The organism is bacterium (genome assembly GCA_017744355.1).
GTDB lineage: Bacteria > Cyanobacteriota > Sericytochromatia > S15B-MN24 > UBA4093 > JAGIBK01.
On the sequence record JAGIBK010000004.1, the window covers coordinates 90,997 to 117,888 of the forward strand.

Sequence of the window (26,892 nt, forward strand, 5' to 3'; positions counted from 1 at the left end):
GGGGCGGTTGACCGCCAGGTTGAAGGTGGTCTTCACGCGGCCGGTTTCGAAGTACTTGATCTCGGGGTCGGCCCCGACGCGCCCGACCAGGACCACGGAATTGAGCATGATCGCCTCCTCGCGGGAATCATTGCATAGTTGAAACGAATCGCTTCATCATAGCACGGGACCGGCGCCAAGCGCCGATCCGCAGGCTGGAAGGCAAGCGAGCAGCAAGCGGGCAGGAAGCCCACGGAGCCGCGAGCGGCTCAGGGGCTCAGCGCGTCCGCGTGAAGGCCGCCTGCTTCTGGGAGCCGCTGAGGGTGAGGGGCTTCTCCCCGACCGCGAAATCCGACGCGTAGGTCGCTCCCCCCGCGCGCCCGCCGCGCATGGCGAGGGTCGTCTCGGCGGGCGCCTGAGGACGGCTCGGCGCCGCCTCGAAGACCTGGGCGGTCTGGGTCGTGAGCCAGTAGTTCCGGCGCGCCTCCTCGCTCAGGTAGCCCGGCGGGTTGGTGAAGTTGCCGTTGAGGCCGTGGGCCGTCAGGATCTCGCCCATGCCGTTCGGGTGCACGTTGGCGATGCGGATCCCGAAGACGTTGGGGCCGGTCTGGTCGGCCAAAAAGACGTAGGTGTCCCCGTTCTCGCCCTTCGCCGTGAAGATCCGCTCCACTCCGCCGTCGCTGCGCGTTACGGTGGTCATGGTCCCGTTCATCACCAGCGGCAGCGAGATCCCGAGCGACTTGGCGTAGCCCAGCAGATCCGCCACGCCCACCTTGAGGGTGTTGGCGAGCGAGAGGGTCGTCGCCTGAGCCGACTCGGTCCGGTTGCCCGTCACGACGACCGGCTTGCCCGTAGCATCCCGGTAGGGGTTGCCGTTCGGATCGGTGAGGGCGGAGCCGACCGGCACCCCGGCGCTCGAGAGGGCCTGGACCGGCTGAGGGGCCTGCATGGCCCAGGCGGGAGCCGCCATCAGGGCCACCACGAGGCCAAGAACTAAACTCAATGCACGGAAGCCGACCATCTTGCGCGCTCCTCTCTCAAGGGGACGCAAGAATTGTCGGCGCTCCGGGCGATGAAGTGACGTCCTTTAAATGAAGCTTTCCTCAGCTTTAACCCCCGTCGCGGGGAGCGTTGACGATCTTGATGCGCTGCACGGTCGCACCGTCCTTGGTGGCCGTCATCTGGTAGGTGCCCATCGGCACCCCGTAGAAGGCGTAGTTGCCGTCCGCGCGCGAGCGGGTCGCCATCCTAAAGGAGTTGTCGCCCTCCAGGACAACGTCCGCCCCCGGGCAGGCCCGACCGTCCGGCCAGACCAAGTGGCCGATCACCGTGGAGTTCGGCTCCATGTAGACCGCATTGGCCTTGACCAGGCCGGCCGGCCCCGAGTAGGCCGCCTCGAGCGGATCCCCGGCAGGTGCCCCCTCGGCGAAGATGGCGAGGCGCTCGCCGCCGATCGGCAGGGCCGCCCCGGTCTGGGGATCGAACGGACGCATCAGCGCGACGGTCCCCCGGAACACGCCGGTGTTCGGACCCGTCTCGACGAGCGTCAGGGACTTGCCCGCCTTATCGGTCCCGGACGAGAGGACGACCGTGACCTTCTCGACCACGTCCGGCTTGGTGTTGGCACGGACGTCCCGGACCTCCACGTCCGCCGCCAGATCCGAGACGCTGCTCTTGATCCAGCGGATTTCGGCCGAGGGTGGCGCGGGCGACGTGTAGCGGATGGGGTCGTAGGAGCCCCACAGCCCGCAGCCCACAAGGGCGACGAGCGCCATGGGGCCGAGGAATTTCAGCTGCCGCATCATTTGGCTCCCATCTTCACGGCCTCAGCGGCCGCTTGCGTCTCCTTGTGCTTGGCCCCAAGGTAGGCGTCGATCGGCGCCGCCACGCTCAGGCCCAAGAGGCCGATGCCCCCCGTGCGGGCGAGGCCCTCGTTCTGGGTCTGCATCCCGTAGAGGGCCACCCCGTACATGGCAGCCGCCGCCCCGGCGTAGATCGCCCCGCGTCCCCAGTCGCCCACGTAGGCCTGGCCGGCCCCCGGCAGGATGAGCGAGGCCCCGGCCGCCACCCACGGATTGGGCAGGCTCGGCAGAGCACCGTCCGCCGGAATCTTGGGCATCGGCATGGTCACGACCTCCCCGTCGGCGATGGCCTTGCGGGGCACGTACGCCTCGGCGGGCGCGTCGGGCGTCACCGGCGGGGCCACCCGCGTGGGCGGCATCACGGGTGCAACCCGCGGCGCCGGGGCTTTCGCGCCCATCGCGAAGGGATCACGGGGGGCCGGGTGAGGCTGCTTGACGCGCGGCGTGGGAACGCGCGGGGAGAGCGAGGCGATGCGGATCCCTTTGCGGGGGTGCGTCGCAAGCGGAGCGCGCGACTGAAAGAGCTTCAAGCGCTGGCCGGGAAAGATCAGGTGCGGGTTCGTGCCCACCACCCGACGATTGAGAGCGTACAGGCGCGGCCACTGCGAGGCGCTGCGCAGCTTGCGCTCGGCGATGACCGACAGCGAGTCACCGGACTTGACGCGATACGTGGACTGGCTGGTCTGCGGTTTGGCCTCGACGCCGGGGGCCGCAAGCAGGACGGCCGCCGTCAGGCCGAGCGCCCAGGCGGCGCGCCGGGTTCCGTCTCTTCGAAGCATGGCCATGGGTCACCTCCCTCGGGTCTGTCGCGGTGGGGTGGACGTTCACGGTGATGCGAGGCCCGTCGATACCGGTTCGAAGCAAAGAAGCGAGGTTGGAAAGGAGCAATCGATACCTGCGATCATAGGAGGCAGGCAAGCGTCTGCCCCCGGCAAAAGGCACGAAGATCTTCGGCCCTCGTTGCCCGAAAGCCGCGTCCCATCCGGCTGCCGCCCCGCACCCATGCTATGATCGAGGGGCACGAGAGCGTCTCGCGACACGGCTGCTTTGAGCCGCGAAAAGCCCCTGCCCCGGCCCTTGCCGGGTCGGACGCTCCAAGGAGATGGCCGTGGACGCGATCCTCACCCACACCCACGCAGACTTCGACGCGCTCGGCGCCGCGATTGGCGCTCGCCGCCTCTACCCGGGCGCCGTGATCGCCCTGCCCCCCGCCCTCGACGCGAACGTCGCCCGCTTCGTCGGCCTCTACCGCGACGCCCTGGGCCTGACGCGGCTGGCGGATCTCGATCCCGCCGCCGTCTCGCGGGTCATCCTGGTGGACACCCAGGACCCCCAGCGTGCGGGCAACGTCAAGGGCCTGGTCTCACGCTCCGACCTGGTCTGGGAAGTCTACGACCACCACCCCCCGAGCGATCGCTGCCCCCCGGCCCGGGTCAAAGAGGTCCGCTCCGTCGGCTCCGCCAGCACGATCTTCGCCACCAAGCTCAAGGCGGCGGACGTTCGCCTCACTCCGCCCGAGGCGACCGGCATGCTGCTTGGGGTCTTCGAGGACACCGGCCGGCTGAGCTTCTCGAGCACCACCCCCGAGGACGCCGAGGCCGTCGCCTACCTCCTGACCCAGGGCGCGCGGCTCGATCAGATCGCCGATTACCTGGATCCTCCCCTCGATCCGGTCCAGCAGGAGCTCCTCACCGCCATCCTGGATCACATGGAGACGGTCGACTTCGAAGGCGGGACCGCCCTGCTCGCGGGGCTCGACTTCCGCTCGCCCCTGCCCGAGTGCTCGCTCTTGCTGGAGCGCCTGATGGCCCTCTACCGGCCGACGCTCGCGGTGCTCGCCATCCGTGCCGGCGACTTCACCCAGCTGGTGGGCCGCTCCCGATCGAGCGAGACCGACCTCAAGCGCCTTCTTGCCCCATGGAACGCCAAGGGCCACCCCTGCGCGGTCAGCGCCCACGACGCCACGGGTCCCGACCCGAAGGCCATCGTCGCCGAGGTGCGGGCCCGACTCGAAGGCGGCGAGCGCCTTTCGCTCTCCGCCCGCGACGTCATGAGCAGCCCGGTGCGCGGGCTCGCCTTCCACCAGACCGCCCGCGAGGCCCTCGAAGAGATGCGGCGCTGGGGCCACACGGCCATGCCCGTGCTGCACAACGGCCGGGTCCAGGGCATGATCTCGCGGCGCGACCTGGACCGCGCCATCCACCACGGCTTCGGCGAGCGCAGCATCAAGGGGCTCGTGGCCCGGCGCATCGAGACCGTCCAGCCCGACACCCCGATCGCCGAATTGCGCGAGCGGATGATCGCGTTCGACATCGGGCGCCTGCCGGTCGTGGACGGCGACCAGCTCATCGGCATCGTGACCCGCTCGGACCTGATCCGCGAGCTGGACCGCGAGCCCGGCCGCTTAGGCCCTCGCCCGGGACTCGATCTGGCCGAGCGCATCGCGCGCCTGTGGCCCGCGCACTGGCAAACGGTCCTCGAGACCGTGGGCAAGGTGGCGGGCGATCGCCCCGCCTACCTCATCGGCGGCTCGGTGCGGGACCTGGTGCTCGAACGCCCCAGCTTCGACATCGACGTGATGATCGAGGGCAGCGCCCTCGACGTGGCCCGGGACCTCGCGCACCAGATCGAAGGGGTCCGGGTCAAGCCGCACGAGGCCTTCGGGACCGCGCACGTCGTCTTCCCCGGCGGCGAGCGGCTCGACCTCGCCATGGCGCGGATCGAGCACTACCCGCACCCCGGGGCGCTCCCGGTCGTCTCGCCGGCCACCCTCAAGCAGGACCTCTCGCGCCGCGATTTCACGGTCAACGCCCTGGCCATGCGCATCAACCCGGGCCACTTCGGCGAGGTGAGCGACTACTTCGGCGGGCTCCTGGACCTCGAGACCCGCACCATCCGCGTGCTCCACCCCATCAGCTTCATCGAGGACCCCGTCCGCCTTTTCCGGGCGGCCCGCTTCGAGCAGAAACTCGGCTTCGTCATGGACCCCGTCACCGAGTCCTACGGCCACTACGCCATGGCCTCGGGGCGCTTCGACGGCATGGCCAATGAGCGCCTCAAGCTGGAGCTGCGCCTCGGCCTCTGCCTTTCGCGCGTCGCGCCGCTCTGCGCGCGCCTCTCGGAGCTCGGCGCGTGGCGGATGCTCTCGGCGACCCTCGCGCTCACCCCCGAGACCTCGCGCCGCATGCGGCGTTTCGACCGACTCATGCGCAGCCTGAGGCCTGCGGACCAGGCTGCGCCCGAACGGTGGCTCACCCCTCTAGCCCTCTTGGTCGATCCCCTCGAAGCGCCCGAGCGCAGCCGCGCCCTCGACGCCCTCAATCTTCGCAAGGACGAGCGCGCCATCTTGGAGGCCGCCCACCGCGGAACCTCCATGCTCTCCGAGCAGTCCAAGGAGTGGGAGGCGCGCTCCGACGCGGAGCTTGCGCGTCTGCTCGAAGGGATGCCCGACGAGGCCCTCTGGGCCATGGCCGCGTCCACGGCCAGTAGCACCCTGAGACGGCGCCTCTGGCGGTACGCGACCGTGCTGCGCCACCTGCGCCTCCAGCGGGTGGACGGCGACTGGCTCAAGGCGCGGGGGCTCCCCCCCGGGCCGCGCTACAAGGAGATTCTCGGCGCGCTCTTGGACGCACGCCGCTCGGGAGAGCTCGAGACCCCGGAGGCCGAAGAGGCCTTCGCCCACCGCCTCATCACCGACCGGAGCCAACCGGTCCTGTAAGGTTCCCACGAGAAAGGATGTCGCCATGTTCGGGCTACTAACGGGCAGCGCCGACGGTCATGACCTGATCAACCGTGCCCTCATCTGGCTGCCGCTCGCAGTCGTCTCGCTCTCGCTGCACGAGTTCGGGCACGCGGCGACCGCCTACGCCTTCGGCGACCAAACCCCCAAGTCGGACGGCCGCATCACCCTCAACCCCTTCGCACACCTGGACTTCTTCGGGACCCTCATGATGCTGCTGGGGCCGATCGGCTGGGCCAAGCCCGTGCGGATCGACCCTTCGGCCATGCGTGGCGGCCGCTTCGCCGAGCTGGTCGTCTCGTTCGCGGGCCCGGCCATGAACCTGCTGCTCGCGCTCCTCGCCGCCGCCGGTCTCAAGTACCTGAGCTTTACCGGGGAATACGCGGGAGCCAACGACGTCCTGCAGGTCCTGTTCTTCCTGAACATCGGGCTTGCCGTCTTCAACCTGCTGCCGATCCCGCCCCTCGACGGGGGGCACATCTGGCCCGCCATCCTGCCGCGCTCCCTGCACCCGGCCTACTACCACTTCCTGCCCTACGGCATGATCCTGCTCATCGTGCTGGTCATGTGGCCCGGCGCCAACTCCGGCCTCTCGCAGCTCGTCTACACGGTGGCGCGCTTCATCTTCGGGCTGCTGCCTTGAGCACCCGGGCCCTCACCCGCGTTCGGCAGGTCTGGGACCTGCTGACCAAGCGAACCTCACCCGAGGACGAGGTGTGGGCCCTCTCCGTGCTCCAGGGGCCCGAAGTCACTCTCTACCGTGGCATGCAGCGCTACGATCGCTACCACTGCACCAGCGTCGCGCGCCGCTTCGCCGAACTCGAACCGCCGGCGTGGGCCCTCAAGGGGGCGCTACTGCACGACTGCGGCAAGCCCTGGGGCTACGGCCTGTTCTGGCGCGTCTTCGTCGTGCTCTTCCCCGATCCTGACATCCCATCGGCTCCTCGGGCACGCCTGCCATGGCGCTGGGCGCAGCAGCTCTACCGCTGGCACGGCCTCTACGGCGCCGAGCGCGCCCGCGCGGCCGGGCTCAACGAGGATGCCTGCACCATCATCCGCGACCACCACGCCCGCGGGGCCGTTCAGGGCGACGCCCCCTGGCTCGCGGAGTTCCAGCGCATCGACGACGACTGAACCTCGACGCCTTCCCGCCGTTCCGCCTAACCTCAAAGGGGAGGGCTCTTTCCCACTCTACTTAGCGCGAAAGCTCGTCCGCGCGCGCCAAAAGACGCTCGGCGTCTCCGGTGATCTCCCAGAGCTTGTCCTTGGACTTGTCGCCCGATACGAGGCGCACCGCTCCCTTGGCCACCCCGAACAGCTCGGCGAGGAAGGCCTGGCAGGCGCCGTTGGCGGCGTTGTCCACGGGCGGTGCCGTCAAGCGCAGCTTGAGGCGCGCCTCGCCGCCTTCCCCGAAGAGGCCGCAGACCTCGTTGCGGCTCGCTCTCGGCTGGAGGCGCACCGCGAGGCGAATCCCCGCTGATATGGACCTGGCTGGCGACGCCATGGGCTCTCCTTCTTATCGGGAGCCTGTTGCCCCCATCGGCAGCATTGTAACCCAAGGAAGAAGGCCGCCCACTGGTGAGCGGCCTTCTTCCTTGGGTTTGGTCTTTTAGATCCGGACGGCGAACAGGGGGGCCGAGACCGGCATCTGCCACACGACGGTGTTCTTCGAATCGACCTCGATAACCCGGTTGTTGCCGGTATCGGCGATGAGGGTGGTGCCGCCGGGGAGGCGGATGGCGCTGTTGGGGTTGCTGAGGTTCTTGCCGTCAGCCACCGGGCGGCTGCCGCCGATCATCCACACGAGCTGGCCCTGGGGATTGACCTCCATCACGCGGTTGTTGCCGGAATCGGTGACGAGGGTGTTGCCGTTCGCGAGGCGGGTGGCGTGGGTCGGACGGTTGACGATGTTCCCCGAGCCGTCGCCCAGACCCCACACCGGGTTGCCGCTGCGATCGACCTCGACCAGGCGGTTGTTGCCGGTGTCGACGATCAGGGTGGTGCCGGTGCGCTGCCGCTCCGCCCAGCGGGGGGCGTTGAGGCGGGTCTTCATCTCCCACACCTTCTTCTCGGTGGCATCCATCTCGACGATGCGGTTCTTGCCGGTATCGGCGACCAGGATGGTGCCCGAGGGGGTGTAGTTGGCGCCGCGGGGGGCCTTGAGGCCGCCCAGGCCGAGGGTCATCCACGAGGTGGCGTTGTAGGTCTTGAGGGTGGTGCCCTTCTCGGTGGTCTCGACGACGGCGTCCTTGCGGGCGTCGGCGATGAGCAGGTTGCCCGAGGTGGGGTGGACCACGGCGCTCCAGGCCTCGCTGGTCTTGGCGTTGGCGACCGGGTTGCGCCACTGGTCGACTTCGAGGACCGTCGCGGTGCCGGTGATGACGGTGTGCTGGGCGCGGTTGCCGGCCGACTGGGGCGCCATCTCGATCACGAGCGAGTTCGAGGTGCCGGCCTTGACCGTCAGGTCGCGAACGCCGTCGTGGAAGCCCGCGTAGCTCGACTTGATGCGCTGCTGACCGGCGGGGACGTTCTCGAGCTTGTAGTGACCGGTGCTGTCGGCGACGGCCGAGACGCCGGCGCCCACGACTTCGACCTTGGCGCCGGGCAGGGCGCGCTCGGTGCCGGCGACCTTGACGGTGCCGGCGATGATGCCGCCGGGGCCCGCGTGGGTCTGAAGGGTGATGGTGACGGCCTCCGAGCGGCCGTTGCCGACGCTGACGTTGCTCGCGCGGCCGGTGGCGCCGTCGTACTCGGCGACCACGGTGTAGCCGTCGCCGGCGGGCAGGCCTTCGAACACCGCCTGGCCTTCTTCGTCGGCCTGGACGCCGGTGCCGGCCGCCTGGCCGTCCGCGTTGGTGACTTCGACGTTGGCGCCGGGGACGGGACCCTGGTCGTCCTGGACGAGGACGGTGAGCTTGGCGGCGCCGGCGGTGTCGCGGGTGAGGGGGGTGCGCCCGCAGCCGGTGACCGAGACCGCGACCAGCAGGGAAAGAAGCGCGCTGGCGAAAGTGATTCGCTTCATCTTACTTCCCTCCCACGGGCTTCTTGCCCATGTAGAACCGCATCGCGGGGGTGTTGCTCTTGGCCCAGGCCTTGGCCTTCATCGCGTTGTCCGGGCTGTCGTTCTTCACCGCGGTCACCGACCAGGTGTAGGTGCCGGCGGGATTGAGGACCTGGGTCCAGACCGCGGGCAGGGTCCCGGGCATCACATCCACCTGGTTGCCGTAGGTGATGTTGGTGCCGTTCTTGTGCGAGCGGTAACCGCGCCACATGGGCATCAGGGTCACGCTCGAGAAGACCTCGACGTAGTAGCCGTCGGCATCGCCCACCGTGCCCCAGGCGAACTCGGGGGTGGTCCCGGCCAGGTTGTCGGTCCCGTCGGCGGGCTTGAGGCTGTCCTTCGGGGGGATGGCGATGGGGTAGAGGGGGGTGGCGTTGTCCTCGCCCGCGGCGATCACGTTGCCGGCGTTGTCGAGGGCCTCGACCCGGTAGTCGTACTTGACGCCGATCTTGAGGTTCATCAGGCCGCCGTCCTGGTAGCCACGGAAGCTCGAAGGCACGTTGGCGCGGATGTAGAACTTCTCGTCGAGGGCGCCCTCTTCGCGGCGGCTGACGCGGTACTGGGCCGCACCCTCGGACTTGCTCCAGGTGATGGTGGTGTAGACCGAGGTGCGGTTGAACAGCGCGACGTTGGTGATGGACGCCAGGGGGTTGGAGGTGACGGTGTTGGCCACCACGCGCACGTTGACCTTCCCGGGATCCGAGGGGGGCTCGGGCTGGGGAATGGGCTGCGGGATGTTGGTGGGAACGTCGTCGCCGTACTCGTTCTTGGGGGTGCTGGGGACCTCTTCGCGCTGCTGCTTGGTGGGGGTCACCGAGCGACCGTCGGGGGACTTCTTGCCGGTGCTGTCGCCGGGCGAAGGGAGGCTCGAGCCGCAGCCGACGAGGGCCGTCGTGAGGATGGTGGCGGCAAGGGCCAAGGCTGCGTGACGCCCCAGCTTTCCGTTCTTGTCCATCGCTCCCCGTCCTTTCCCAAAAACCAACTAAGAGTTGCTATTACTCTTATCCACCAAAAGCGAGGGAGAGTTGCGGGAGTTTACTTAAATGTCGGTTAAATCTTCCTCAAATCTGACGCGCCCTCCGTTCGGGCCTGCAAAACACCCCGTTTGAGGTCGCCCACGAAGGCGCCGATCTTCGCCGGCAGATCCGCTTCATGGCTCCAGCGGCCGATCCGATCGACCAGGGCGCTGCCCACGACGACCGCCTCGGCGCCCAGGGCCGCGATCTGCGTTGCCTGCTCGGGCGTCGAGACGCCGAAGCCCACCGCGAGCGGCTTTGAGGTCTGGGCGCGCACCCGGCGCAAGTAGCCTTCGAGATTTGCCGCAACTTCGGATCGCACCCCGGTGACCCCCAGGGCCGCCACCAGGTAGAGAAAACCGCCCGTGGCCTCGCCGATCAGCGCGATCCGCGCATCGGAGGTCGTGGGGGCCACCAGGAAGATGACGGCGAGGCCGAAGCGCTGGGCCTCGGCCCTGAGCTCGGCTGCCTCTTCGGGAGGCAGATCCGGCATGAGGACCCCGTCGGCCCCCGCCTCGGCGGCCTCGCGCATGAAGCGCTCGAGACCGTAGCGGTAGACCGGGTTGCAGTAGGTGAAGAGGACGAGCGGCACCTCGGACTTGGCCCGGATCCGGCGCACCACCCCGAACACGTCCGCGAGGCGCGTCCCGCGCTCCAGGGCCCGCTGGCTCGACGCCTGGATGATCGGGCCGTCCGCGACCGGATCGGAGTAGGGAATCCCCAGCTCGACGAGATCCGCCCCGGCCTCGGCCATGGCGACGACCACGTCGGCGGTGGCCTCCAGGCTCGGATCGCCCACCGTCACGAAGGGAATCAACTTGGCGCCGTCCCGCGCAAAAGCCGCCTTGATGCGCTCCATCCCTAGAACCCTCCCTTCAGGATCTCCGAAACCTGCACGACGTCCTTGTCCCCCCGGCCCGAGAGGTTGACGAGCACCACCTGGTCCGGGGTGGTCTCGGCCATCAGGCGATCCAGGTGCGCCAGGGCGTGGGCCGACTCGAGCGCCGGGATGATGCCTTCGAGGCGCGAGAGGCGCTGGAAGGCATCGAGCGCCTCCTTATCAGTCACCGAGACGTAGCTCGCACGGCCCGTGTCCTTGAGGTAGGCGTGCTCGGGACCCACGCCCGGGTAGTCCAGGCCCGCCGAGACCGAGTGGGCCGGCAGGATCTGGCCCTCGTCGTCCTGGAGGATGTAGGTGCGGTTGCCGTGCAGCACCCCCACCGAGCCCATGGTGAGGCTCGCGGCGTGCCGGTCCGTGTCGATCCCCTCACCCGCGGCCTCGACGCCGATCAGGCGCACCGAGGCGTCGTCGCGGAAAGGATGGAAGATGCCCATGGCGTTGCTGCCGCCGCCGATGCAGGCGACCACGTAATCGGGCAAGCCACCCGCCTGCGAAAGGCACTGTTCGCGGGCTTCGCGCCCGATGACCGACTGGAACTCGCGCACCAGCTCGGGGAAAGGGTGGGGGCCCGCCACCGTCCCGATGATGTAGTGGGTATTCTCGACGTTGGCGACCCAGTCGCGCAGCGCCTCGTTGAGGGCATCCTTGAGGGTCTTGGTGCCCGACGAAACCTCGCGGACCTCGGCCCCCATCAGGTTCATGCGAAAGACGTTGAGGGATTGCCGGCGCGCGTCCTCCTCACCCATGTAGACGACGCACTCCATGCCGAAGCGGGCGCAGACCGTGGCGGTCGCCACCCCGTGCTGGCCGGCGCCGGTCTCGGCGATGATGCGCTGCTTGCCCATCCGCTTGGCGAGCAGGGCCTGGCCGAGCGCGTTGTTGATCTTGTGAGCACCCGTATGGTTCAGGTCCTCGCGCTTCAGGAAGATACGGGCCCGGCCGTAATAGGCCGTCAGGCGCTCGGCGAAGTAAAGGGGGCTCGGACGGCCCACGAAGTCGCGCTGGAAGTAGGCCAGCTCCTCGTGAAAGGCGGGATCCACAAGCGCTTCCCGGTAGGCGGCGTCGAGCTCGTCAAGGGCGCCGACCAGCGTCTCGGGGACGAAGCGCCCGCCGAACGGACCGAAATGGCCCTGCGCATCAGGCAGCACGGGTTCCGTCGGAGAGGTCATCAGCGGCTCCTTCCTTTCAGTGAGAGGGTCCGAGCCATTCTAGCACTCAACGGAGCCCAGGCGCCGAGCGGGGCCTGCCGATACCTTGGCAAAATTTTCCACGCGCGCGCATGAACTCCTTAATAACAATTCATATTAAGATTAAGTATCGCGCAAGACTATCGAGAAGGAGAACGCTCTTGATCCGGAAACGCGTCGCAATCGGCACCCTCGCCCTCCTGCTGGCCGGTTGCGGAGTTTCTCCCCAGACGTCCCGCTCCACGACGAACGCGGCGCCCGCCCAGGCGTCGAAAGCCGCCTCGCTGGAGGTTTACGACTCGGCGGTCGATCAGGCTTCGCGCACGGCGAAGGCCGCCGTCGAAGCGTACAACCAACTCGCCGCCCAGCTCGCCAATGCAAAGACGCCCCAGGAACGCGCCGATGTGCAGCGCACGACGACCACCTTCCTGTTCAACACCCTGCGCACCATCCTCGCCATCGTCGACGAGGATGCCAACAACCCCAACCAATCCAAGGCGATGCGCCAGCAGATCCGCAATCTCGCCACCCCGGCCCTGCAGCCCGGCGGCTCGCCCGAGGACAAGATCCGCTACGCCTATCAAGCGCTGCTCTCCATCTCGGTCATCCGGACCTTCTAAGCGCAGGCGCTCCAGCCGCCACAGGCGGCCAATGGGTACCTGTCAGAGACTTCCATCGATAAGCCCTCGAGAGCCGCCGTTGAGTGGCTCCTGAGGGCTCTCTCACAACCGTGCCCGCACTGGGCAACTCGCACATAAGCAACCGGCCGTCCGACTGAAGCCTAACCCCCGCTCGTATAGCAGAATCCTTCTTGCGCTCAGAGAGGGAGGCGACCATGATCACCGTGCTGCTCTGGATCCTCGCGTTCAACATCCTCGGCGCGATCGCCTTCGTCGCGATCGCCAAGCGCTCCAGTGTCTTGGTGGACGACGACGGACGGCCCGTCCGGGCGCCCTCGGACCTGCCCGAGGCGATCGCCGGCGAGCCCGTGCAGCTCGTACGGCGGATCGGGGCCGCCGACCCGCAGCTGCCGGACGTGCACTAGCGCGTCCAACAAAACTATCCCGCTACTTGAGCCGCCCAAGGCTGCCACCCGTCGCCACATGCCTGGCGTTGTGAGACGCGCTTGGCCCCACGAGACCTCCTTGGTGTTGCGATCGCTTGCCGAACGTCCGAGCCGGGCCTATCATGGACTCCGCCTGGCCGTCATCTTCAAGCCCGCAGCGCGGGGGAGCCGCCCATGAACCCCACTGATCCCACGACCGACATCGACCACCTGGACGACGACGACGTCCTCGAGATCGAGACCATCAACCTGGTGCCGGATACCCCCGCCGAGGAGAGCACGCCGGACGGCGAGAGCGCTCCGTCCGAGGCCTCCCCGTTCACGGGCGCCATGGCGCCCGACGTGCTCACCGCGCACGTGCCGGCAGCCATCCCCACCGGTGAGCTCAAGCCCATCGACCCATCCAACGACGAGCCCGCCCAGGAGGCCGACGAGCAGCTCAACTCGCTCTTGCACGTCTTCCAGGAGCACGTCACCAAGATCGCCCAGCTCGTCCACCGGATCCGCGCCAAGGAGCTCTACCGCAACCTGGGCCACGAGACCTTCGAGGCTTACATCAAGAGCAAGGAGCTGCGCATGAGCCGCAGCTTCATCTACCAGCTCGCCAAGGTCGGCGAGGTCATCGAGAACGCCGGAGTGGACCTGGACGCCCAGCCCGCCGCCCGCGACCTCCAGATCTCCAAGCTCGCGCAGATCTCGCGCCTCCCCGATCCCGAGACCCACCGCAAGGTCCTCGAGACCGGCCGCATCACCCTCAAGAACGAAGACGGCTTCGAAGAGGACGTCCTCCTCAACGACGTGCCCGTCAAGAAGCTCAACGCGCACATCAACGAGGCCCTGGGCATCCCCCCCAAGATCGCCCCGGCCTACGACCCCATGCCCGAGCCTGCCTTCAAGGGCAGCGGCCAGGTGCCTGGCATGCAGAACGCCGCGGCCTACCAGAGCGTGGTCGCCGCCGAGCGCGCCCCCGAAGCCGTCATGCACGCCGGCGGCTGGATGGGCATGCTCGATGCGCTCGCCGCCGACCTGCGCGTGATGGGCATCAGCGATCGCCGTGCCGCCGTCGAGGAGATCGTCCGGGTCTGCCAGGCCACCGTCAGCGACGCCGTCCCCTTCTAACCCCCTTCAAGCCAAAGCGGGGGCGCCCAGTGGGCGCCCCCGCTTTAATTTTGGCTATCGGCTGAAGCCGTGCTCCAGCATCCGCTGCTCGAGCAGGGCGAGAGCCTGGGCGTGGGCCGGGGTGAAGTCGTAGTTGAAGCGGCCCAGGAAGCCCTCGATGAGGTGGGCGGGCAGACCCGTCGCCGCGTGGGCCTCGGCGACCAGCGCGGGCCGCAGCGACGGCAGGGCCGCCTTGGCGCCGTGCAGGGCCTCGGTGATCGTCTGCTTGGTTTCTTCGGGCAGGTCCTGGCGCATGACCCAGAGGGTGTAGATGAGCGGGGAGTTCGTGAACTGCCACCAGGCATCCCCGAGGTCCCAGACCTCGACGCCGGCGGGCGGGGCCTGGATGGCGGCGAAAGCCTCGTCCTCGAAGAGCAGGACCGCGTCGTGGTCGGCGAGCAGCTCGGTGAGCGACCCGGTGCGCTCCACGAAGGTCGGCGCCAGGCCGAAGAGGTCACCGAGCAAGCTCGACAGGAGGTAGGTGGTCCCCGCCGTGCGGCTCGGCACCGCGACCAAGAAGCCCTCGCGCGGGCCCAGGGGGCCCTTGCTGAACAGCACCCCGCAGCCCGCCCGACCCCAGGAGGAAACCGACAGGTTGGGCACCAGCGCGAAGTGGTCCCGGTTCGCGAGGTAGCCCGCCACCGAGATGGGACCGGCCGCGAGCTCGCCCGCCACGAGGCGATCCGTCAGGTCGGTAAGGCCGCCCGACACGAGGGACACCTCGGCGGGCACGGCGCCGACGCGCAGGGGGTAGGTCAAAGGCAGCGTCGAAAGGTAGCGCGTCTCGCCGATCGGGTGCACGGTGAATCCTCGCAGGCTTTTAGGGGACCCGAGCGTTTTACGAACCCCCTTCGGCCGCAAAAAGCGGCGCCCGGCACCGGAACGGCTCCGAAAACACTCTAAAAAGTGTCCGGTATTATAGCGAGATGCCAAAAGGCTTGTAAAGCAAGGCCGAGCGCTTCGAGCCCTCTTATTCCAGCTCGATGGCAAAGGCCCTCACGGGGCGCGGGGCCTCGCCGGGCGGAAAACTCCAGGAGAAGCGCACCCAGCGCGCGCGGACGGGCGCCGGTAGGGGCACCTCATGCAACGCCCAGTCCTCGAAGTTGAGCCCCGAGACGAGCGTCTGGTAGCGATCGCCATCCTCCGACACCGCGATCGCAAGCGAGGCCCCCGCCATGGGCCCGGTCTTGAGGCGCACCCCCTTGAGTAGGTGAGTTCCTTCGAGCGCAAGGGTCAGGGCCGGTTCCGGAAGCAGGCCGCTCACCCACTCGGTATCAGGATCCCCGTCCACCGCAAGCTCCGGCTCATGGAAGCCCCCCGCCTCGCTGGAGGCAGCCAGCGCCTCCCGGAAGGGGATGCGCCCGGCGTAGCGCGGCGGGTTGGGCTGCGCGGGCTCGTAGCGACGTTCAAGATCCGAATCGAGCAGGACCGGCGTGGCCGACAGGCGAAGCGTCTCGCCGGGCGCGAGGCGCCGCGCCCGCCCGTCCGGCCCCACCGCCTGCCAGCGCCCCGGCGGACGGTAGGCGATCGCGGCCTTGGTGTCACGGAAGGGGGCCCACATCACCCGGACCTCGCGAGCGCCTTCGGGCGCAACGAAGCGATAACCCACCAGCTCCGGGCTCAAGTGCAACTTGCCGGCAAAGCGCAGGCCCGAGAGGGCAGATGAAGTGGTCTTGTAGGCCCAATAGCCCGCCGTGCGTTGCTGCATGGTGCGCCAGTCGACGAGCCCCATCTGGCGCCAGCTCGGGTTGGTGTTGGAGTAGTAGATGATCCCCTCGAGCCCCAGGGCGAGACCCGTCGCGTACAGCTTGGGGATGTAGTCGGCCTGGTGCGCCGCTTGGGATGCGGGAAAGCCCGTCTCGGAGCAGATCAAGGCCTTGTCGAGGCCCGCATGGCGCAGCACCCGGCGCATCTTGGAGGACACCGAGAGGAAGGCCCTCAGCGCTCCGTCCGAGCCCGGATCCCCGTAGGCGTGGAAGTCCAGGGCGTCGAAGACGGCCCCCGCCCCGTGGTCGATCATCGCCTGGAGGTAATCGGCGTAGCCGAGGCCGCCCGTGGCGATTTGGGCCTCGGGATCCTGCCACTTCACCACCGTGTGGGCGATCGCGAGCATCCGCACGTACTCCTGGACGCTGCCCGTGAAGGAGCGCTCCAGATCGTGCGGCGCGGCCTCCTGGACGCCTTTCGGGAAGTCGGGCTCGTTCCAGACCTGGTAGTACTTGACCTTGCCCTTGTAGCGCGACGCCACCCGCGCGAGCATGCAGCCCCAGTATTGCTCGGGGTTGAGGCGCTTGCCGGGCCCGGGCACGTCGGTACCGTCGTCGAAGATGCTCGCGTAGAGGTTGCGCGGCGGGGCGTGACGGAAGGTGTCCGGCCGGTTGGGATCCTTGCCGGGCGCGCTGGAGGCCCAGTAGGGGGTGTCGGTGATCATCAGCTGGATGGCGATCCCCGCCTCGGCGCAGCGCGCGATCGCATCGTCGAAATCCCCCTGGTTGGGGTGCCGCCCCTGCTCGGGCTCGTCGTGCAGCCAGATGTAACCCTCGCGGCTGAGCTGCACCCCCAGGTCCCGGTGCATGGCCAGGCCGCGATCGCGCGAGCCGGTCCACGCCCCGTGCCCCAAGCGCTCGTCGAACTTGGGGATCGCCTGCATGCCGAAGTAGGCCTGGGCGACGGCTGGCGCATCCGCCTGGGCCGGCCCCCGCGGGGCCACGAAGAGGCCAAGGCCAACCCCCGCAACCCCGAGCAGCATCCACCAACGCTTGGCCATCTAGCGCCCTCCCGTGGATCGAATATCTCTAGCTTATTCGGTCCACGGGTCGGGCGCCGCCGCGAAACGGCAAGAAGAATTCGACGGAAAGCGGCGGAGCCGCCTACAACGCCCTAATCGTCTCCCCACCTGCGTTCACGGCCATACGCGTGGCCGCGCGGCTTCTTTTTCTCCTTGATCTTCACCACCGTGACCTTCCGGACCACCTGCGGCGGCTCCGGCTCGTAAACGACCGGGTGGTGGCGATACGTCGCGTAGCAGCCACTGGCGGCCAGGACGCACCCCAGGATGATGGCGACCGAAAGCGCGCGCTTGAACACCTCGACCCTCCTCTGCTGGTAATCGACCTATCCTGGCTGCAACGATAGGCTGATTCCTTGAAGACGAGGTGTTTGCAAGCTTACGGCGGTATTATCGGGCTGCCGGACGCGAAAGCGTCACGTTCCGAGCCACCGCGTCCAGCACCGATTCATAGCCCGGCAGACAACGGATCATCAGCCAGTGCTGAGCGTCGGGATCCAGCGGGACGAGATAGAGCGGCCCGACGACGAGCGCGCGAGGGCGATCTTCTCCCAGGTGCCCCTTCAATCCTTGCCAAGTCTCAAGCCATGCGGGGTGACCGTCAGGCAGCGAGAAGCGCTCGAACCGGACCAACTCGTCGGCCGACTCGATGTTCAGCGGGCCGAACTGGCGCACGTACTCCTCGGTCCCCATCTGGCGCGCATTCTCGGGGCGAGGCAGCACGGAGAGGAAGATGACGGGGTCGGACACGCCGGGTGCCAAAAGGGAGACGGCGCCGTCCGTGACGCGCAGGCGATAGGCGTCGGGATAGCGAAGCCAATACCCCGCTCCGGCGTACGTCCGCCCGAGGTCTTTGGCCGAGAGGCGCGGCTGCGGCACAAAGGACCAGCTCGAAACCCGCCACGGCCCGTCCCCATGCGCTCGGATGCCCACGTAGGCGATCACGGGCCGCCCGGAACCCACGCGGTAGTGGACGCGATACTCGCGGCCTTGCGCCGACCACAGCTCCTTGCGCCAGGGCTCGATCCGATCGAGTTGACCGCCTCGCAGCGCTTCGAAGAAGTGCGACCAGCTGCTGTAAGGACGAGGCGCCTCAAGCCCCGGCTCAAGGGTCATCGAGGCCTGCTCGGTTTGGCCCGCGGCAAGCTGCAGGATGAAGGCCCGGATCACCGCCTCGGGCTCCGGTTGGGCCACTATCCCGCGGACGGGGGCCTGGGGCGCAGCCGAAGGCGACAGGGCCCAGGCGGGCGCGGCAAAGCCTAGCAGAAGCCCGCACAGGAGCACCCACGAGGTCGTGCGAGAGAGGCAGTGGTTCGAGATAACGCTCATCCTGGGCCTTTCGTAAAAATAGGGAAAGCCACCTAAGAGACGAAAGCGAGCAGGCATGGGTTCTATTGCCTCTAGAGAGGCATCCACCCCTTCGGCCTAGCAGAAAGCGTCAGCGCGCCGGGGCTTCAAGATTGCACTCGAACGCGTGGCCATCCACCTCCAGCCGGGCCGTGTCGCCCTTGGTCCAGAAGGTAGTCTTCCCATCGCTGTAGCGGGCTCCGGATCCCGACACGACCTGCGGCAAGCGCACCTCTCGATCGGAGAGGCGAAGCACGGCAACCTCCGGCTCGTAGTGAACCGAGACGCTCGATGTCCCCGCGCAGCGAAACACGAAGGTCTCGGGCGCGCTCTCGGTCTGGCGGCTCTCCTTGGCTTGATTGCACCCGAGCACCAGCGCCACCAAGAGCACGCCGGCCGCTCCCTTCCCAAATTGACGGCAGGACATCCATCCTCCTCCTTCTTTGTGCCGAGACGCCGACAGCCTGGACCGAGCGGGTCCAGGCTGTCGGCCGATCTCTTCTGTTCGGAAGTCCCTTAGAACTTCACGCTGGTCCCGATCACGATCTGCTCGTGGGTCGGGAAGCTACCGCCGATGAGCTGGTTGTCCTTGGCGGGATCCGCGCTCGGCGTGGTCGAAGTGCCGTAGAACCGGCCCATGTCGTACTCGACGAACAGGTTGGGCAGCCCGGGCGAGACCTGGATCTCGGCGATCGCCGAGAGACCCGAGCCCAGGTCGGTCGCAAACAGGCTGCGGCCCGAGTGCTGAGCGGCGATGGTCAAAGTCGGGATCACCGAGAAGAACGGCACCCGCACGTAAGCGCCGGTCGAGCTCCAGTCGTAGTCCACAAAGGCCATGGCGCGCCCGGCCTGGTTGGCTGCGGGCGAATCCCCCAGCTTGGTGCCGATGCCGAGCCCGATGCCCGTGCCGAAGAGGCTGTTGGTCACCAGGAACGCGCTCGACTCCGCGTAGCGGTTGGAGTCGAAGGCGCTGCGGCGGTTCATCTCGGCGAAGCCCAGGCTCAGGCCCAGTGCGTCGGTGCCCAGATCGATCGTGGCCCCCCAGCCCTTGCCGGGCGCCGAGCCATTGGTCAGCTGGCTGATCGCCCCATTGTCGGCGCGGCCGTAGGCCCCGATGCGCGCGATCCCCAAATCCAGCCCGGCCTTGGCCAGGCTATAGCCCTGGTAGTACTCCGCGATCATGGGGAAGGTGCGGGGCAGATCCGAGAGCGCAAGCTGGGTGGAGGCCCCTGGCGTGCCGTAGGTGAGACCGGCGCCCAGTTCGACCGGGCCAAAGGTCGTCGAGACGACCGCGCCGGGTGCCGCGCCCGAGTTGACCGCCCAGACCGAGTTGGGGTCGAGCAGATCCTCGGCCACGTTCACGCCCGGGTTCCAGTGGACGCGGCCCGGGATGATGGGCAGCCCCGAGAGGGGATCGATCGGCGCGAGCACCAGGCTCCCCTGATCGGTCGTGCTGGGCGCGGCCGGCGGCTGGAAGGGCGGAGTGCCGACGAAGCCGTAGCCGCTCTGGGACTGGATCCAGGTGGGGCCCGAACGGAAGTCGTTCTTGAGGCTCGAACCGATGCGCAGGGTGTCCGAGAAGGTCATCACGCCCGCGTGGACCGACACCGCCGCAGGCGTCCACGAGAAGTAGGAGCGGCGCACGTAGAGAGGCGTGCCCGTGTCGGTGGCGGCGTTGTACTGGCCGCCCTCGGTGCCCTGATAGCCGTTGGCGAAGCGCTTGACCCCCACATTGTAGATCGAGAGCTGCCCGCGGTAGGACAGGTCCGGGCTCATCTCGGTGTCGAGGGTCAGGTGAGTGGCGATCCGCAGGTCGTCCAGCTCGGAAGCCTGCTTGTTGGGCTGCACCGTATAAGTGCGGTAGAGGGCTTCGAGCGAGCCCCCGAGGCGCAGGCGCTTCTCGAGCGAAGCCAGGCGCTGGTCCTGGGTGTCCACGCGGCCCTTGAGACCGGTCAGCTCGTCCTTGAACTCCTGCTGGAGCCTGGCGATGGTGCGCAGGTCGTCGGCGTTCACGTTGGGCTGGAGCCGGGTGGGTTGGGGCGTCTCGCCGGTGGCGGCGGCGACCATCTCCTCGACCCGGGCCATGACCTTGGCGAGGGCTGCGGCGAGCTCGAAGCGCGAGATGGTGCGGGTGCCCCGGAAGGTGTTGTCCGGGAAGCCCTCCATGATCTGGTACTTCTCGACCAGCGCCTTGATCGCGTTGTAGGCCCAGTGGTCCGGGGTGATGTCCTTGAACTCGCTGACCGGGGTGAAGGCCGAGGCCGGCGCGGCAAAGCCGCCGGTGGCTGCGATCGCCACCGTGACGGCGAGAGTCGCAAGGCGCATGCGCATGGTGTCCTCCTGCTGCGATAGAGAAAGCAGGGGACCCGCGCGGGGCCCCCTGCGAGATGGGATTGCCTTAGAAGCCGAGCTCGATGCCCAGGTACGGACCGGTGTAGAGGCCGTAGCGGGTCGCCGTCAGGTTGTCGAACTTCTCCTGGGGCACGCCGCTGCCATCCGAGGGCACCAGCGAGCCGGGGTTGAGCAGGGCCGAGAAGAGGTCGCCAGGCGCCGCGTTGACCGCAGCAGCGGCCTTGTAGCCGAGCTTGGCCTTGATCATGGCGAGCTTGAAGGAGACGTTGGCGTCCCCATCCACCGGCACGTGGATGATACCGGTCGGCAGGGTCGAAGGCTTGCTGAGCGAGTAACCGCCCTTGAGGCCGACGTTCACGCCAAGGGTGTCGAGCAGGCTGAAGTCGATCACGTTAAGGCCGAGCATCAGGTTGCCGTAGGTGCCCGCATAGTTGCCGGCGCCGCCGTAGGTCTCGTTGCGGTAGCCCAGCGAGAGGCCGAAGACCTTGGCGTAGACTTCCTGGTACGCGGTCGGCAGGAAGGCGCCGAGGGTCGCGGGCTTGGTCACGGTCGCGCCCTGGGGCACGGCCGGGTCGTTGAAGGTCGCCGCGGGGTTGGCCTCGAACGCATAGTTCTGCATGCGCGCGCCGAGGGTCACGACGGGCAGACCGAGTTCGGCGCCGAAGCCGTAGCCCGAGGCAGCAGGCTTGGCGTTGCCGAGACCGGGCACCTGGGTCGTGGCGCCGCCGCCCGAAACGCTCAGGGCCTCGAAGCCGCCGGTGTTCAGGGAGCCGCCGAAGTCATAGTTCGCCCCGACGCTGATGGGCACGGGCGACTTGGGCCACGAGAAGCCACCACCCGCAGGGGCCGCGGGAGCGGCCGCGACCGGCAGCGAAGTGGTCGCCGACGGGGTCGCGGGCAGCACCTCGGCCGAGGGGGTGGCCGACGAGGTCGCGGGGGCGACCACCTTGGGGGCAGCGGGCTTGGAGGTCTTCATCTGGGCCATGGCCGGCGAAGCGGCGCCGAAGGTCAGGGCGACGAGGCCGACGGAAAGCGCGAAGGCGTGTTTCAAAAGTGGTTCCTCTTCGAAGACGACGTGGGCGGACACGGGCATGAAGCCCGACGAATCGTATTCTTGGCAAGCGAATAACGCTCGCAAGCCCGGTTCATTCCGGTCATTTTATCACATCGGCGTGCGCGCAAGCCCCCGCACGCAAGGGGCGCCGGAGGCACAAGAAAGCGACGGTGCGGTATAATCGTCAGGCTAGCGGGAACTCCCCGCTCGGGCACCCGTGCCACGCCCTTCACGCCGCCTGGAACGGTCAATAGGAAGGACTTGATTTTGGATTCGGCGACCGAAACCTTCTCGCTGAGCGCCTACTGGGACGACCGCGCCGCGCGCGTCGAAGAGGCGCTCACGGCCCTGCTTGCGCCCCGGCGCCCCGAGCCTCTCTGGGAGGCGATGGCCTACAGCGTCGTGGCAGGCGGCAAGCGTCTGCGCCCCCTGCTGGTGCTCGCCGCGTGCGAAGCCGCGGGCGGCCGCCCCGAGGCCGCCATGGGGGCCGCCTGCGCCATGGAGCTGGTCCACACCCAGAGCCTGGTCCACGACGACCTGCCCTGCATGGACAACGACACCCTGCGCCGGGGCCGCCCCACCAACCACGTGGTCTACGGCGAAGCCCTCGCCCTCTTGGCGGGTGACGGCCTGCTGACCTACGCCTTCCAGGTGCTCGCCGAGGACCTGCCCCGCCACATCCCGGCCGCGCGCGCCGCCGGCGCCATCGCCGAGTTCGCCCGTGCCACCCTCGGCATGGTCGCAGGCCAGGTGGTGGACGTGCGCTCCGAAGGCCAGCCCATCGACAAGGAAACCCTCGAGTACATCCACCGCCACAAGACCGGCGAATTGCTGCGGGTGGCATGCCGCCTGGGCGCTCACGCCGCCGAGGCCGACGACGCCACCCTTTCGGCCCTCACCGCCTACGCCGAGGCCCTGGGGCTCGCCTTCCAGATCGTCGACGACCTCCTGGACCTGACGGGCACCGCAGAGGAGCTGGGCAAGAGCCCGGGCAAGGACGCCGCCGTCCAGAAGGCGACCTATCCGGCGCTCTACGGCGTCGAGGCCGCCCGTGCCGAGGCCGAGCGCCAAATCCGCCTGGCTGAAGAAGCCCTTGCGCCCCTGGGCGCCGCCGCGACCCCCCTCCGGGCCATCGCCCGGTTCGTTTCGGAGCGTAAGCACTAGTGATCGCAAACCAGGCGCTCATCGCCGGGGTCGTCTCCCTGACCCTCGCCCAGCTCATTAAATTCGGTACGGTCTGGTTCAAGAAGCGCAAGATCGACGTCCGGACCCTCGTCACCACCGGCGGGATGCCCAGCTCCCACACGGGGCTGGTCGTCGGCCTGACCACCACCGTCGGTATCCTCGAAGGGGTCCACTCGCTGCTCTTCGACGTGAGCCTGGTCTTCGCCTTCATCGTCATGTACGACGCGGCAGGCGTTCGCCAGGCCGCCGGCAAGCAGGCGCGCATCCTCAACAAGATCGTCGAGGACCTCCAGCACTCGCTCTCCTTCAAGGAAAGCCACCTCAAGGAGCTGCTGGGCCACACCCCCCGCGAAGTGATCGGCGGGGCGATCCTCGGGGTCGCGGTCGCCTTTGCGATCAACGCCCTCAACTACCTCTAGCACCCATGGCCAAGAAGAAAGAACGCCTCGACGCCCTCCTGGTCCAGCTGGGCCACTTCCCGAGCCGCGAGCAAGCCCAGCGGGCCGTGATCGCCGGCTGGGTCAAGGTCGGAGGCCTCAGCGTCACCAAGCCCGGCACCCCCACCGACCCCGAAGCCGCCCTCACCGTCGAGCGCAAGGGCCCGGGCTACGCCTCGCGCGGCGGCCTCAAGCTCGAAAAGGCCCTCGACACCTTCGGCATCTCGGCCGAAGGCCGGTGCGCCATGGACGCCGGGGCCTCCACCGGGGGCTTCACCGACCTGCTCCTGCGGCGCGGCGCGCGCAAGGTCTACGCGGTGGACGTGGGCTACGGGCAACTCGCCTGGGAGCTGAGACAAGACCCCCGGGTGGTCGTCATGGAGCGGACCAACGTCCGGCACCTGACCCCCGAGGCCCTCTCGGAGGATCCGGCCGAGCTTCCCGACCTGTGCGTGATCGACGTGTCGTTCATCGGCCTCGAGAAGGTCCTGCCCGCCATCCATGCCCTCCTCATCCCCCCGGGCGACGTGGTCGCCCTGGTCAAGCCCCAGTTCCAGGCGGGCAAGGCAGACGTGGGCAAGGGCGGGGTGGTCCGCGACGCCAAGGTCCACGAGCGGGTGCTCGAAGAGGTGGATGCGGCGGCAAAGGCCCTCGGCCTGTACCTGTGGGGCCTGACCCACTCGCCCATCAAGGGCCCCGAGGGCAACATCGAGTTCCTCGCCTACTGGCGGCGCACGCCGCCCCCCGTTCCGCCCGCCTCCTACGCCGAGGTGGTCGAAATGGCCCACCACGCCCAGGCTTTCGAAGGGGCCCCCGCATGAGCGCCAAAGTGATCGGGGTCGTCTACAACGCCACCAAGCCCGAGATCGGGGCCCTGGTCGGCCAGGTCCAGCGGACCATCGAGCAGCTCGGCTGCGAGGCGGTGGTGGTGCCGGGCGCGGCCCAGGACATGGACCCGGTCGACGCCGTGGTGGTCCTCGGCGGCGACGGCACCTTCTTGCGGGCGGCACGCCTGGTGACCGCCCGGCGGACGCCCCTGTTGGGGGTGGACCTGGGCACGCTCGGCTTCTTGGCCGAGGTCTCGTACCCGGATTTGGCCCCCGGCCTCGAACGGCTGGTGGCGGGGAACTACACGATCGAGGAGCGCCCCCTGATGGAGGTAGCGCTGGTGCGCGACGGCCAGGTGGTCGCAAGCGAGCTGGCCCTGAACGAGGGGGTCGTGCTGAAGGGGGCCTCGGGCCGCATGCTCGAGGCCGAGGTCTTCGCCGACGCCTCGCACGTGGCGACCTACGGGGCCGACGGTTTCATCGTCTCGACCCCCACCGGCTCGACCGCCTACGCCATGGCCGCCCACGGGCCGATCATGGCCCCGGACGTGCCGGCCTTCATCTTCGTGCCGATCTGCCCCCACACCCTGACGGCACGCCCCCTGGTCCTTTCGGACGAGCGGACGGTGCGGATCGTGGTCAAGGAGCGGGCCGAAGGCGCCATCCTGACCGCGGATGGCCGCACGGTGGGCCACCTACAGCCGGGCGACGCCATGACCTTCCGCCGTTCCGAGCACGTGACCCGCATGGTCCGGCTCTCGACGCGGGACTTCTTCACGACCCTGCGCCGCAAGCTCCAGTGGGGCGATCGCCTCCGGAGCGACGGCGCGGGCGGTACCTGCTAGGGCCGCGGCTCGATGATGAAGCGGATGGCGGTACGTTCCTCTCCTTGGACCTCGATGTCGAGGAAAGCGGGGACGGCGACCAGGTCGATGCCGCCGGGGGCCACGTAGCCCCGGGCGATGCCGATGGCCTTGACGGTCTGGTTGACGGCCCCGGCCCCGATGGCCTGGACCTCGCACCGACCCGTCTCGCGGATCATGCCGGCGATCGCCCCTGCGACCGATGCCGGGTTCGACTTGGAAGACACCTTGAGTAACGTGGGGCCTGTTTTGGTTGCATTCGATAACACCGACGATCCCTCCTCTACCCGGCCGCATGGCAGCGGCTTGCCGGCTCAGGGTTAAAACGCTTGCCGGCCGCGGCATTCCGCCGCTTGCGAGGGGATTATAGTTTTTCACGAAGGGAGTGTCATCGGTCGATTGTGCCGACAGATCACCGCCATCCGCGCCAAGGACGCCCCTCTTCCCTCGCCCTGACGTCCCCCTCGACGACCTCGCCTGGAGGCTCCTTCATGTCCCGCCCTCTCTTGCTCATCCCCCTCGACGACCGGCCGGCCACCTACCGCCTTCCCGCCGAGATCGCCGCCATCGGCCGGCTTTCGGTCCTCCGCCCGTCCCGCGAGGCCATGGGCAACCTCGAGCGCCCCGCCGATCCCGATTCCTTGCTCGCCTGGCTCGAGGCCCACGCCGCCGAGGCCGGGGGGGCCGTCGTCGCCCTCGACACCCTGGGGTACGGCGGGCTCATCCCGAGCCGCCAGTCCGCCGAGCCCTTCGAGGTGATCCGCGAGCGGCTCGAGCGCCTGCGCGCCCTCAAGCAGCGACACCCTGAGCTCTCCCTCTACGCCTTCAGCATCACCATGCGCCTCTCGGCCGAGGCCGCCGTCGAAGAAGAGAAGCCCTACTGGGCCACCCACGGCCGCGCCATCTACGCCTACTCCTACCACCAGGACAAGTACGAGCAGGAGGGGCTCGAAGCCGACCGCCTCACGGCCGAGACGGCCCGCGAAAGCATCCCCGACGACATCCTCGAGGACTACCTCGCGACCCGCCGGCGCAACGTCGCCATCACCCGCTTGATGATCGACTGGGCGGCCGAGGGCTGCTTCGAAGCCCTCCTCCTGACCCAGGACGACACGGGCCGCTTCGGCCTCAACGTGCGCGAGCAGCGGGGGCTGGTTTCGAAGATCGAACAGGCTGGCGTCGGGGACAAGGTGCTGGTCTACCCGGGCGCCGACGAGGTCGCAAGCGTCCTGGTCGGCCGCCACCTCAACCGGGTGCGCGGCCAGCACCCACGGTTCTTCGTCCAAACCTCCACCCCCGAGGGGGGCACCCTCGTGCCCATGTACGAGGATCGCCCCCTCGAAAAGACCATCGCCTCTCAGGTCCGGGCGGTGGGGGGCGAGGTCGTCCCTTCGCTCGATACGGCCGACTTCGCCCTGATGGCCAACACCCCTGCGAGCGGCCAGGGGGATCTGGTGCTGGATCTGCACCTGGAGCGGGTGAACACCCCGCCACGCGACCTCGAACCCTTCGTCCGGGCGCTCGCGTCGAGCTCCAAGCCAGTGGCCCTCGCCGACGTGGCCTACGCCAACGGCGCGGATCTCGCCCTCTTTCGTTACGACGTGGACCCGACGCGCCTTGCGGCCTTCGCCGCCTGGAACACGGCGGGCAACACCCTCGGCACCGTGGTCGCCCAGGCGAGCGCCTGGCTCGATCCCGCCCACCGGGACGAAAAAGCCCAGCAGCAGTACATGCTGGAGCGCCTGGCGGACGACCTCTTGTACCAGGCCTGCCTGCGCAAGGAGCTGCGCGCCGAACTGAAGGCCGGCGCGTCGATCCCCCAGCTCGAAGCGAGTGTCGGTCCGCGCCTTGAGGCCCTCTGGCGCGAACGCTTCCCCCAGCACCCGATCCGCCGGATCGCGGCGAAGTTGCCCTGGAAACGCCTGTTCGAGGTGGACCTCAAGGTGGAGGCATGACCCCCTCTCAAGAGCCGAGCAGGGGAGGCGCGGTCTGTGATATGATGCAGGTCGAAGCCTGATAGGCCGCCCTTTTGGACCGCCTCGCGGCGGAGCTCACGCACGAAGGAGCGCA

Annotated in this window: 26 protein-coding genes and 1 pseudogene; 11 read left to right on the forward strand and 16 right to left on the reverse strand. The window is 68.6% G+C overall.

Annotation, left to right across the window (positions count from 1 at the left end; genetic code table 11):
* Positions 1-256: 256 nt before the first annotated feature.
* The 3 genes and pseudogenes from J7643_11350 to J7643_11360 form a co-directional block, all read right to left on the reverse strand.
* Complete coding sequence (locus tag J7643_11350) at positions 257-1,000, reverse strand: hypothetical protein (GenBank protein MBO9541175.1); 744 nt, start codon at positions 998-1,000, stop codon at positions 257-259.
* 88 nt (positions 1,001-1,088) lie between these two features.
* Positions 1,089-1,781, reverse strand: coding sequence for a carboxypeptidase regulatory-like domain-containing protein (locus J7643_11355; protein ID MBO9541176.1), 693 nt, complete (start codon positions 1,779-1,781; stop codon positions 1,089-1,091).
* A gap of 566 nt (positions 1,782-2,347) precedes the next feature.
* Positions 2,348-2,626: pseudogene (locus J7643_11360) on the reverse strand (LysM peptidoglycan-binding domain-containing protein).
* A 323-nt stretch (positions 2,627-2,949) separates the two neighbouring features.
* Between J7643_11360 and J7643_11365 the strand changes: the two are divergent.
* From J7643_11365 to J7643_11375, 3 genes are read left to right on the forward strand one after another with little or no spacing between them, the layout of a single operon-like run.
* Positions 2,950-5,559, forward strand: a complete 2,610-nt coding sequence (locus J7643_11365; GenBank protein MBO9541177.1) for a CBS domain-containing protein — start codon at positions 2,950-2,952, stop codon at positions 5,557-5,559.
* Positions 5,560-5,584: 25 nt separating this feature from the next.
* Positions 5,585-6,223, forward strand: coding sequence for a site-2 protease family protein (locus tag J7643_11370; GenBank protein ID MBO9541178.1), 639 nt, complete (start codon positions 5,585-5,587; stop codon positions 6,221-6,223).
* Positions 6,220-6,714 (forward strand): HD domain-containing protein, encoded by a 495-nt coding sequence (locus J7643_11375; GenBank protein MBO9541179.1) that lies wholly within the window; start codon positions 6,220-6,222, stop codon positions 6,712-6,714. The genes J7643_11370 and J7643_11375 overlap by 4 nt, the downstream gene beginning before the upstream one ends.
* A gap of 61 nt (positions 6,715-6,775) precedes the next feature.
* Here the strand turns inward: J7643_11375 and J7643_11380 are convergent, their stop codons facing one another.
* The 5 genes from J7643_11380 to trpB form a co-directional block, all read right to left on the reverse strand.
* Complete coding sequence (locus J7643_11380; GenBank protein MBO9541180.1) at positions 6,776-7,084, reverse strand: DUF167 domain-containing protein; 309 nt, start codon at positions 7,082-7,084, stop codon at positions 6,776-6,778.
* Positions 7,085-7,189: 105 nt separating this feature from the next.
* On the reverse strand, positions 7,190-8,602 hold the full coding sequence (locus J7643_11385) for a carboxypeptidase regulatory-like domain-containing protein (protein MBO9541181.1): 1,413 nt from the start codon (positions 8,600-8,602) through the stop codon (positions 7,190-7,192).
* Between the two features lies 1 nt (position 8,603).
* Positions 8,604-9,596 carry a hypothetical protein gene (locus J7643_11390; protein ID MBO9541182.1) on the reverse strand — a complete coding sequence of 331 codons (993 nt, stop codon included), beginning with the start codon at positions 9,594-9,596 and terminating at the stop codon, positions 8,604-8,606.
* Between the two features lie 95 nt (positions 9,597-9,691).
* Complete coding sequence (locus J7643_11395; protein ID MBO9541183.1) at positions 9,692-10,516, reverse strand: tryptophan synthase subunit alpha; 825 nt, start codon at positions 10,514-10,516, stop codon at positions 9,692-9,694.
* 2 nt (positions 10,517-10,518) lie between these two features.
* Positions 10,519-11,727, reverse strand: a complete 1,209-nt coding sequence (gene trpB, locus J7643_11400; GenBank protein ID MBO9541184.1) for a tryptophan synthase subunit beta — start codon at positions 11,725-11,727, stop codon at positions 10,519-10,521.
* Positions 11,728-11,906: 179 nt separating this feature from the next.
* Here trpB and J7643_11405 point away from each other — a divergent pair, with 179 nt between their 5' ends.
* The 3 genes from J7643_11405 to J7643_11415 all read left to right on the forward strand — a co-directional run bounded on the left by J7643_11405 (position 11,907) and on the right by J7643_11415 (position 13,930).
* Positions 11,907-12,365, forward strand: coding sequence for a hypothetical protein (locus tag J7643_11405; protein ID MBO9541185.1), 459 nt, complete (start codon positions 11,907-11,909; stop codon positions 12,363-12,365).
* A 215-nt stretch (positions 12,366-12,580) separates the two neighbouring features.
* Entirely contained in the window at positions 12,581-12,790 is a 210-nt protein-coding gene (locus J7643_11410) for a hypothetical protein (protein ID MBO9541186.1), read from the forward strand.
* A 195-nt stretch (positions 12,791-12,985) separates the two neighbouring features.
* Positions 12,986-13,930, forward strand: a complete 945-nt coding sequence (locus tag J7643_11415) for a hypothetical protein (GenBank protein MBO9541187.1) — start codon at positions 12,986-12,988, stop codon at positions 13,928-13,930.
* Positions 13,931-13,984: 54 nt separating this feature from the next.
* Here the strand turns inward: J7643_11415 and J7643_11420 are convergent, their stop codons facing one another.
* The 7 genes from J7643_11420 to J7643_11450 form a co-directional block, all read right to left on the reverse strand.
* Positions 13,985-14,770 (reverse strand): hypothetical protein, encoded by a 786-nt coding sequence (locus J7643_11420; protein MBO9541188.1) that lies wholly within the window; start codon positions 14,768-14,770, stop codon positions 13,985-13,987.
* A gap of 169 nt (positions 14,771-14,939) precedes the next feature.
* Entirely contained in the window at positions 14,940-16,736 is a 1,797-nt protein-coding gene (locus J7643_11425; GenBank protein ID MBO9541189.1) for a discoidin domain-containing protein, read from the reverse strand.
* Between the two features lie 113 nt (positions 16,737-16,849).
* Positions 16,850-17,056 carry a hypothetical protein gene (locus J7643_11430; GenBank protein MBO9541190.1) on the reverse strand — a complete coding sequence of 69 codons (207 nt, stop codon included), beginning with the start codon at positions 17,054-17,056 and terminating at the stop codon, positions 16,850-16,852.
* A 91-nt stretch (positions 17,057-17,147) separates the two neighbouring features.
* A complete protein-coding gene (locus J7643_11435) occupies positions 17,148-18,086 on the reverse strand; it encodes a hypothetical protein (protein MBO9541191.1) in 939 nt (312 codons plus the stop codon).
* Positions 18,087-18,195: 109 nt separating this feature from the next.
* Positions 18,196-18,531: an MliC family protein gene (locus tag J7643_11440; GenBank protein MBO9541192.1), complete on the reverse strand. Its 336-nt coding sequence runs from the start codon at positions 18,529-18,531 to the stop codon at positions 18,196-18,198.
* Between the two features lie 89 nt (positions 18,532-18,620).
* A complete protein-coding gene (locus tag J7643_11445; protein ID MBO9541193.1) occupies positions 18,621-20,435 on the reverse strand; it encodes an S-layer homology domain-containing protein in 1,815 nt (604 codons plus the stop codon).
* A gap of 67 nt (positions 20,436-20,502) precedes the next feature.
* The gene (locus tag J7643_11450) at positions 20,503-21,507 is read right to left on the reverse strand and encodes a hypothetical protein (protein ID MBO9541194.1); all 1,005 of its coding nucleotides are present in this window, start codon (positions 21,505-21,507) and stop codon (positions 20,503-20,505) included.
* Between the two features lie 267 nt (positions 21,508-21,774).
* Between J7643_11450 and J7643_11455 the strand changes: the two genes are divergently transcribed.
* From J7643_11455 to J7643_11470, 4 genes are read left to right on the forward strand one after another with little or no spacing between them, the layout of a single operon-like run.
* On the forward strand, positions 21,775-22,674 hold the full coding sequence (locus J7643_11455) for a polyprenyl synthetase family protein (GenBank protein ID MBO9541195.1): 900 nt from the start codon (positions 21,775-21,777) through the stop codon (positions 22,672-22,674).
* A complete protein-coding gene (locus tag J7643_11460; protein MBO9541196.1) occupies positions 22,674-23,114 on the forward strand; it encodes a divergent PAP2 family protein in 441 nt (146 codons plus the stop codon). Before J7643_11455 ends, J7643_11460 begins: the two co-directional genes overlap by 1 nt.
* A gap of 5 nt (positions 23,115-23,119) precedes the next feature.
* A complete protein-coding gene (locus tag J7643_11465) occupies positions 23,120-23,953 on the forward strand; it encodes a TlyA family RNA methyltransferase (GenBank protein ID MBO9541197.1) in 834 nt (277 codons plus the stop codon).
* Complete coding sequence (locus J7643_11470; GenBank protein MBO9541198.1) at positions 23,950-24,804, forward strand: NAD(+)/NADH kinase; 855 nt, start codon at positions 23,950-23,952, stop codon at positions 24,802-24,804. Before J7643_11465 ends, J7643_11470 begins: the two co-directional genes overlap by 4 nt.
* On the opposite strand, the gene J7643_11475 is transcribed toward J7643_11470, so the two are convergent.
* Entirely contained in the window at positions 24,801-25,091 is a 291-nt protein-coding gene (locus J7643_11475; protein MBO9541199.1) for a stage V sporulation protein S, read from the reverse strand. The genes J7643_11470 and J7643_11475 overlap by 4 nt on opposite strands.
* A 222-nt stretch (positions 25,092-25,313) precedes the next feature.
* Here J7643_11475 and J7643_11480 point away from each other — a divergent pair, with 222 nt between their 5' ends.
* Positions 25,314-26,777 carry a DUF4127 family protein gene (locus J7643_11480; GenBank protein ID MBO9541200.1) on the forward strand — a complete coding sequence of 488 codons (1,464 nt, stop codon included), beginning with the start codon at positions 25,314-25,316 and terminating at the stop codon, positions 26,775-26,777.
* Positions 26,778-26,892: the final 115 nt, after the last annotated feature.

What these genes read in the sequence shown, in the direction of transcription:
- J7643_11445 (MBO9541193.1), bottom strand. Translation starts at nt 20,435, where the DNA reads ATGCGCATGCGCCTTGCGACTCTCGCCGTCACGGTGGCGATCGCAGCC.
- J7643_11465 (MBO9541197.1), top strand. Translation starts at nt 23,120, where the DNA reads ATGGCCAAGAAGAAAGAACGCCTCGACGCCCTCCTGGTCCAGCTGGGC.
- J7643_11410 (MBO9541186.1), top strand. Translation starts at nt 12,581, where the DNA reads ATGATCACCGTGCTGCTCTGGATCCTCGCGTTCAACATCCTCGGCGCG.
- J7643_11480 (MBO9541200.1), top strand. Translation starts at nt 25,314, where the DNA reads ATGTCCCGCCCTCTCTTGCTCATCCCCCTCGACGACCGGCCGGCCACC.
- J7643_11385 (MBO9541181.1), bottom strand. Translation starts at nt 8,602, where the DNA reads ATGAAGCGAATCACTTTCGCCAGCGCGCTTCTTTCCCTGCTGGTCGCG.
- J7643_11370 (MBO9541178.1), top strand. Translation starts at nt 5,585, where the DNA reads ATGTTCGGGCTACTAACGGGCAGCGCCGACGGTCATGACCTGATCAAC.
- J7643_11440 (MBO9541192.1), bottom strand. Translation starts at nt 18,531, where the DNA reads ATGTCCTGCCGTCAATTTGGGAAGGGAGCGGCCGGCGTGCTCTTGGTG.
- J7643_11435 (MBO9541191.1), bottom strand. Translation starts at nt 18,086, where the DNA reads ATGAGCGTTATCTCGAACCACTGCCTCTCTCGCACGACCTCGTGGGTG.
- J7643_11415 (MBO9541187.1), top strand. Translation starts at nt 12,986, where the DNA reads ATGAACCCCACTGATCCCACGACCGACATCGACCACCTGGACGACGAC.
- J7643_11470 (MBO9541198.1), top strand. Translation starts at nt 23,950, where the DNA reads ATGAGCGCCAAAGTGATCGGGGTCGTCTACAACGCCACCAAGCCCGAG.
- J7643_11390 (MBO9541182.1), bottom strand. Translation starts at nt 9,596, where the DNA reads ATGGACAAGAACGGAAAGCTGGGGCGTCACGCAGCCTTGGCCCTTGCC.
- J7643_11425 (MBO9541189.1), bottom strand. Translation starts at nt 16,736, where the DNA reads ATGGCCAAGCGTTGGTGGATGCTGCTCGGGGTTGCGGGGGTTGGCCTT.
- J7643_11350 (MBO9541175.1), bottom strand. Translation starts at nt 1,000, where the DNA reads ATGGTCGGCTTCCGTGCATTGAGTTTAGTTCTTGGCCTCGTGGTGGCC.
- J7643_11355 (MBO9541176.1), bottom strand. Translation starts at nt 1,781, where the DNA reads ATGCGGCAGCTGAAATTCCTCGGCCCCATGGCGCTCGTCGCCCTTGTG.
- trpB (MBO9541184.1), bottom strand. Translation starts at nt 11,727, where the DNA reads ATGACCTCTCCGACGGAACCCGTGCTGCCTGATGCGCAGGGCCATTTC.
- J7643_11380 (MBO9541180.1), bottom strand. Translation starts at nt 7,084, where the DNA reads ATGGCGTCGCCAGCCAGGTCCATATCAGCGGGGATTCGCCTCGCGGTG.
- J7643_11395 (MBO9541183.1), bottom strand. Translation starts at nt 10,516, where the DNA reads ATGGAGCGCATCAAGGCGGCTTTTGCGCGGGACGGCGCCAAGTTGATT.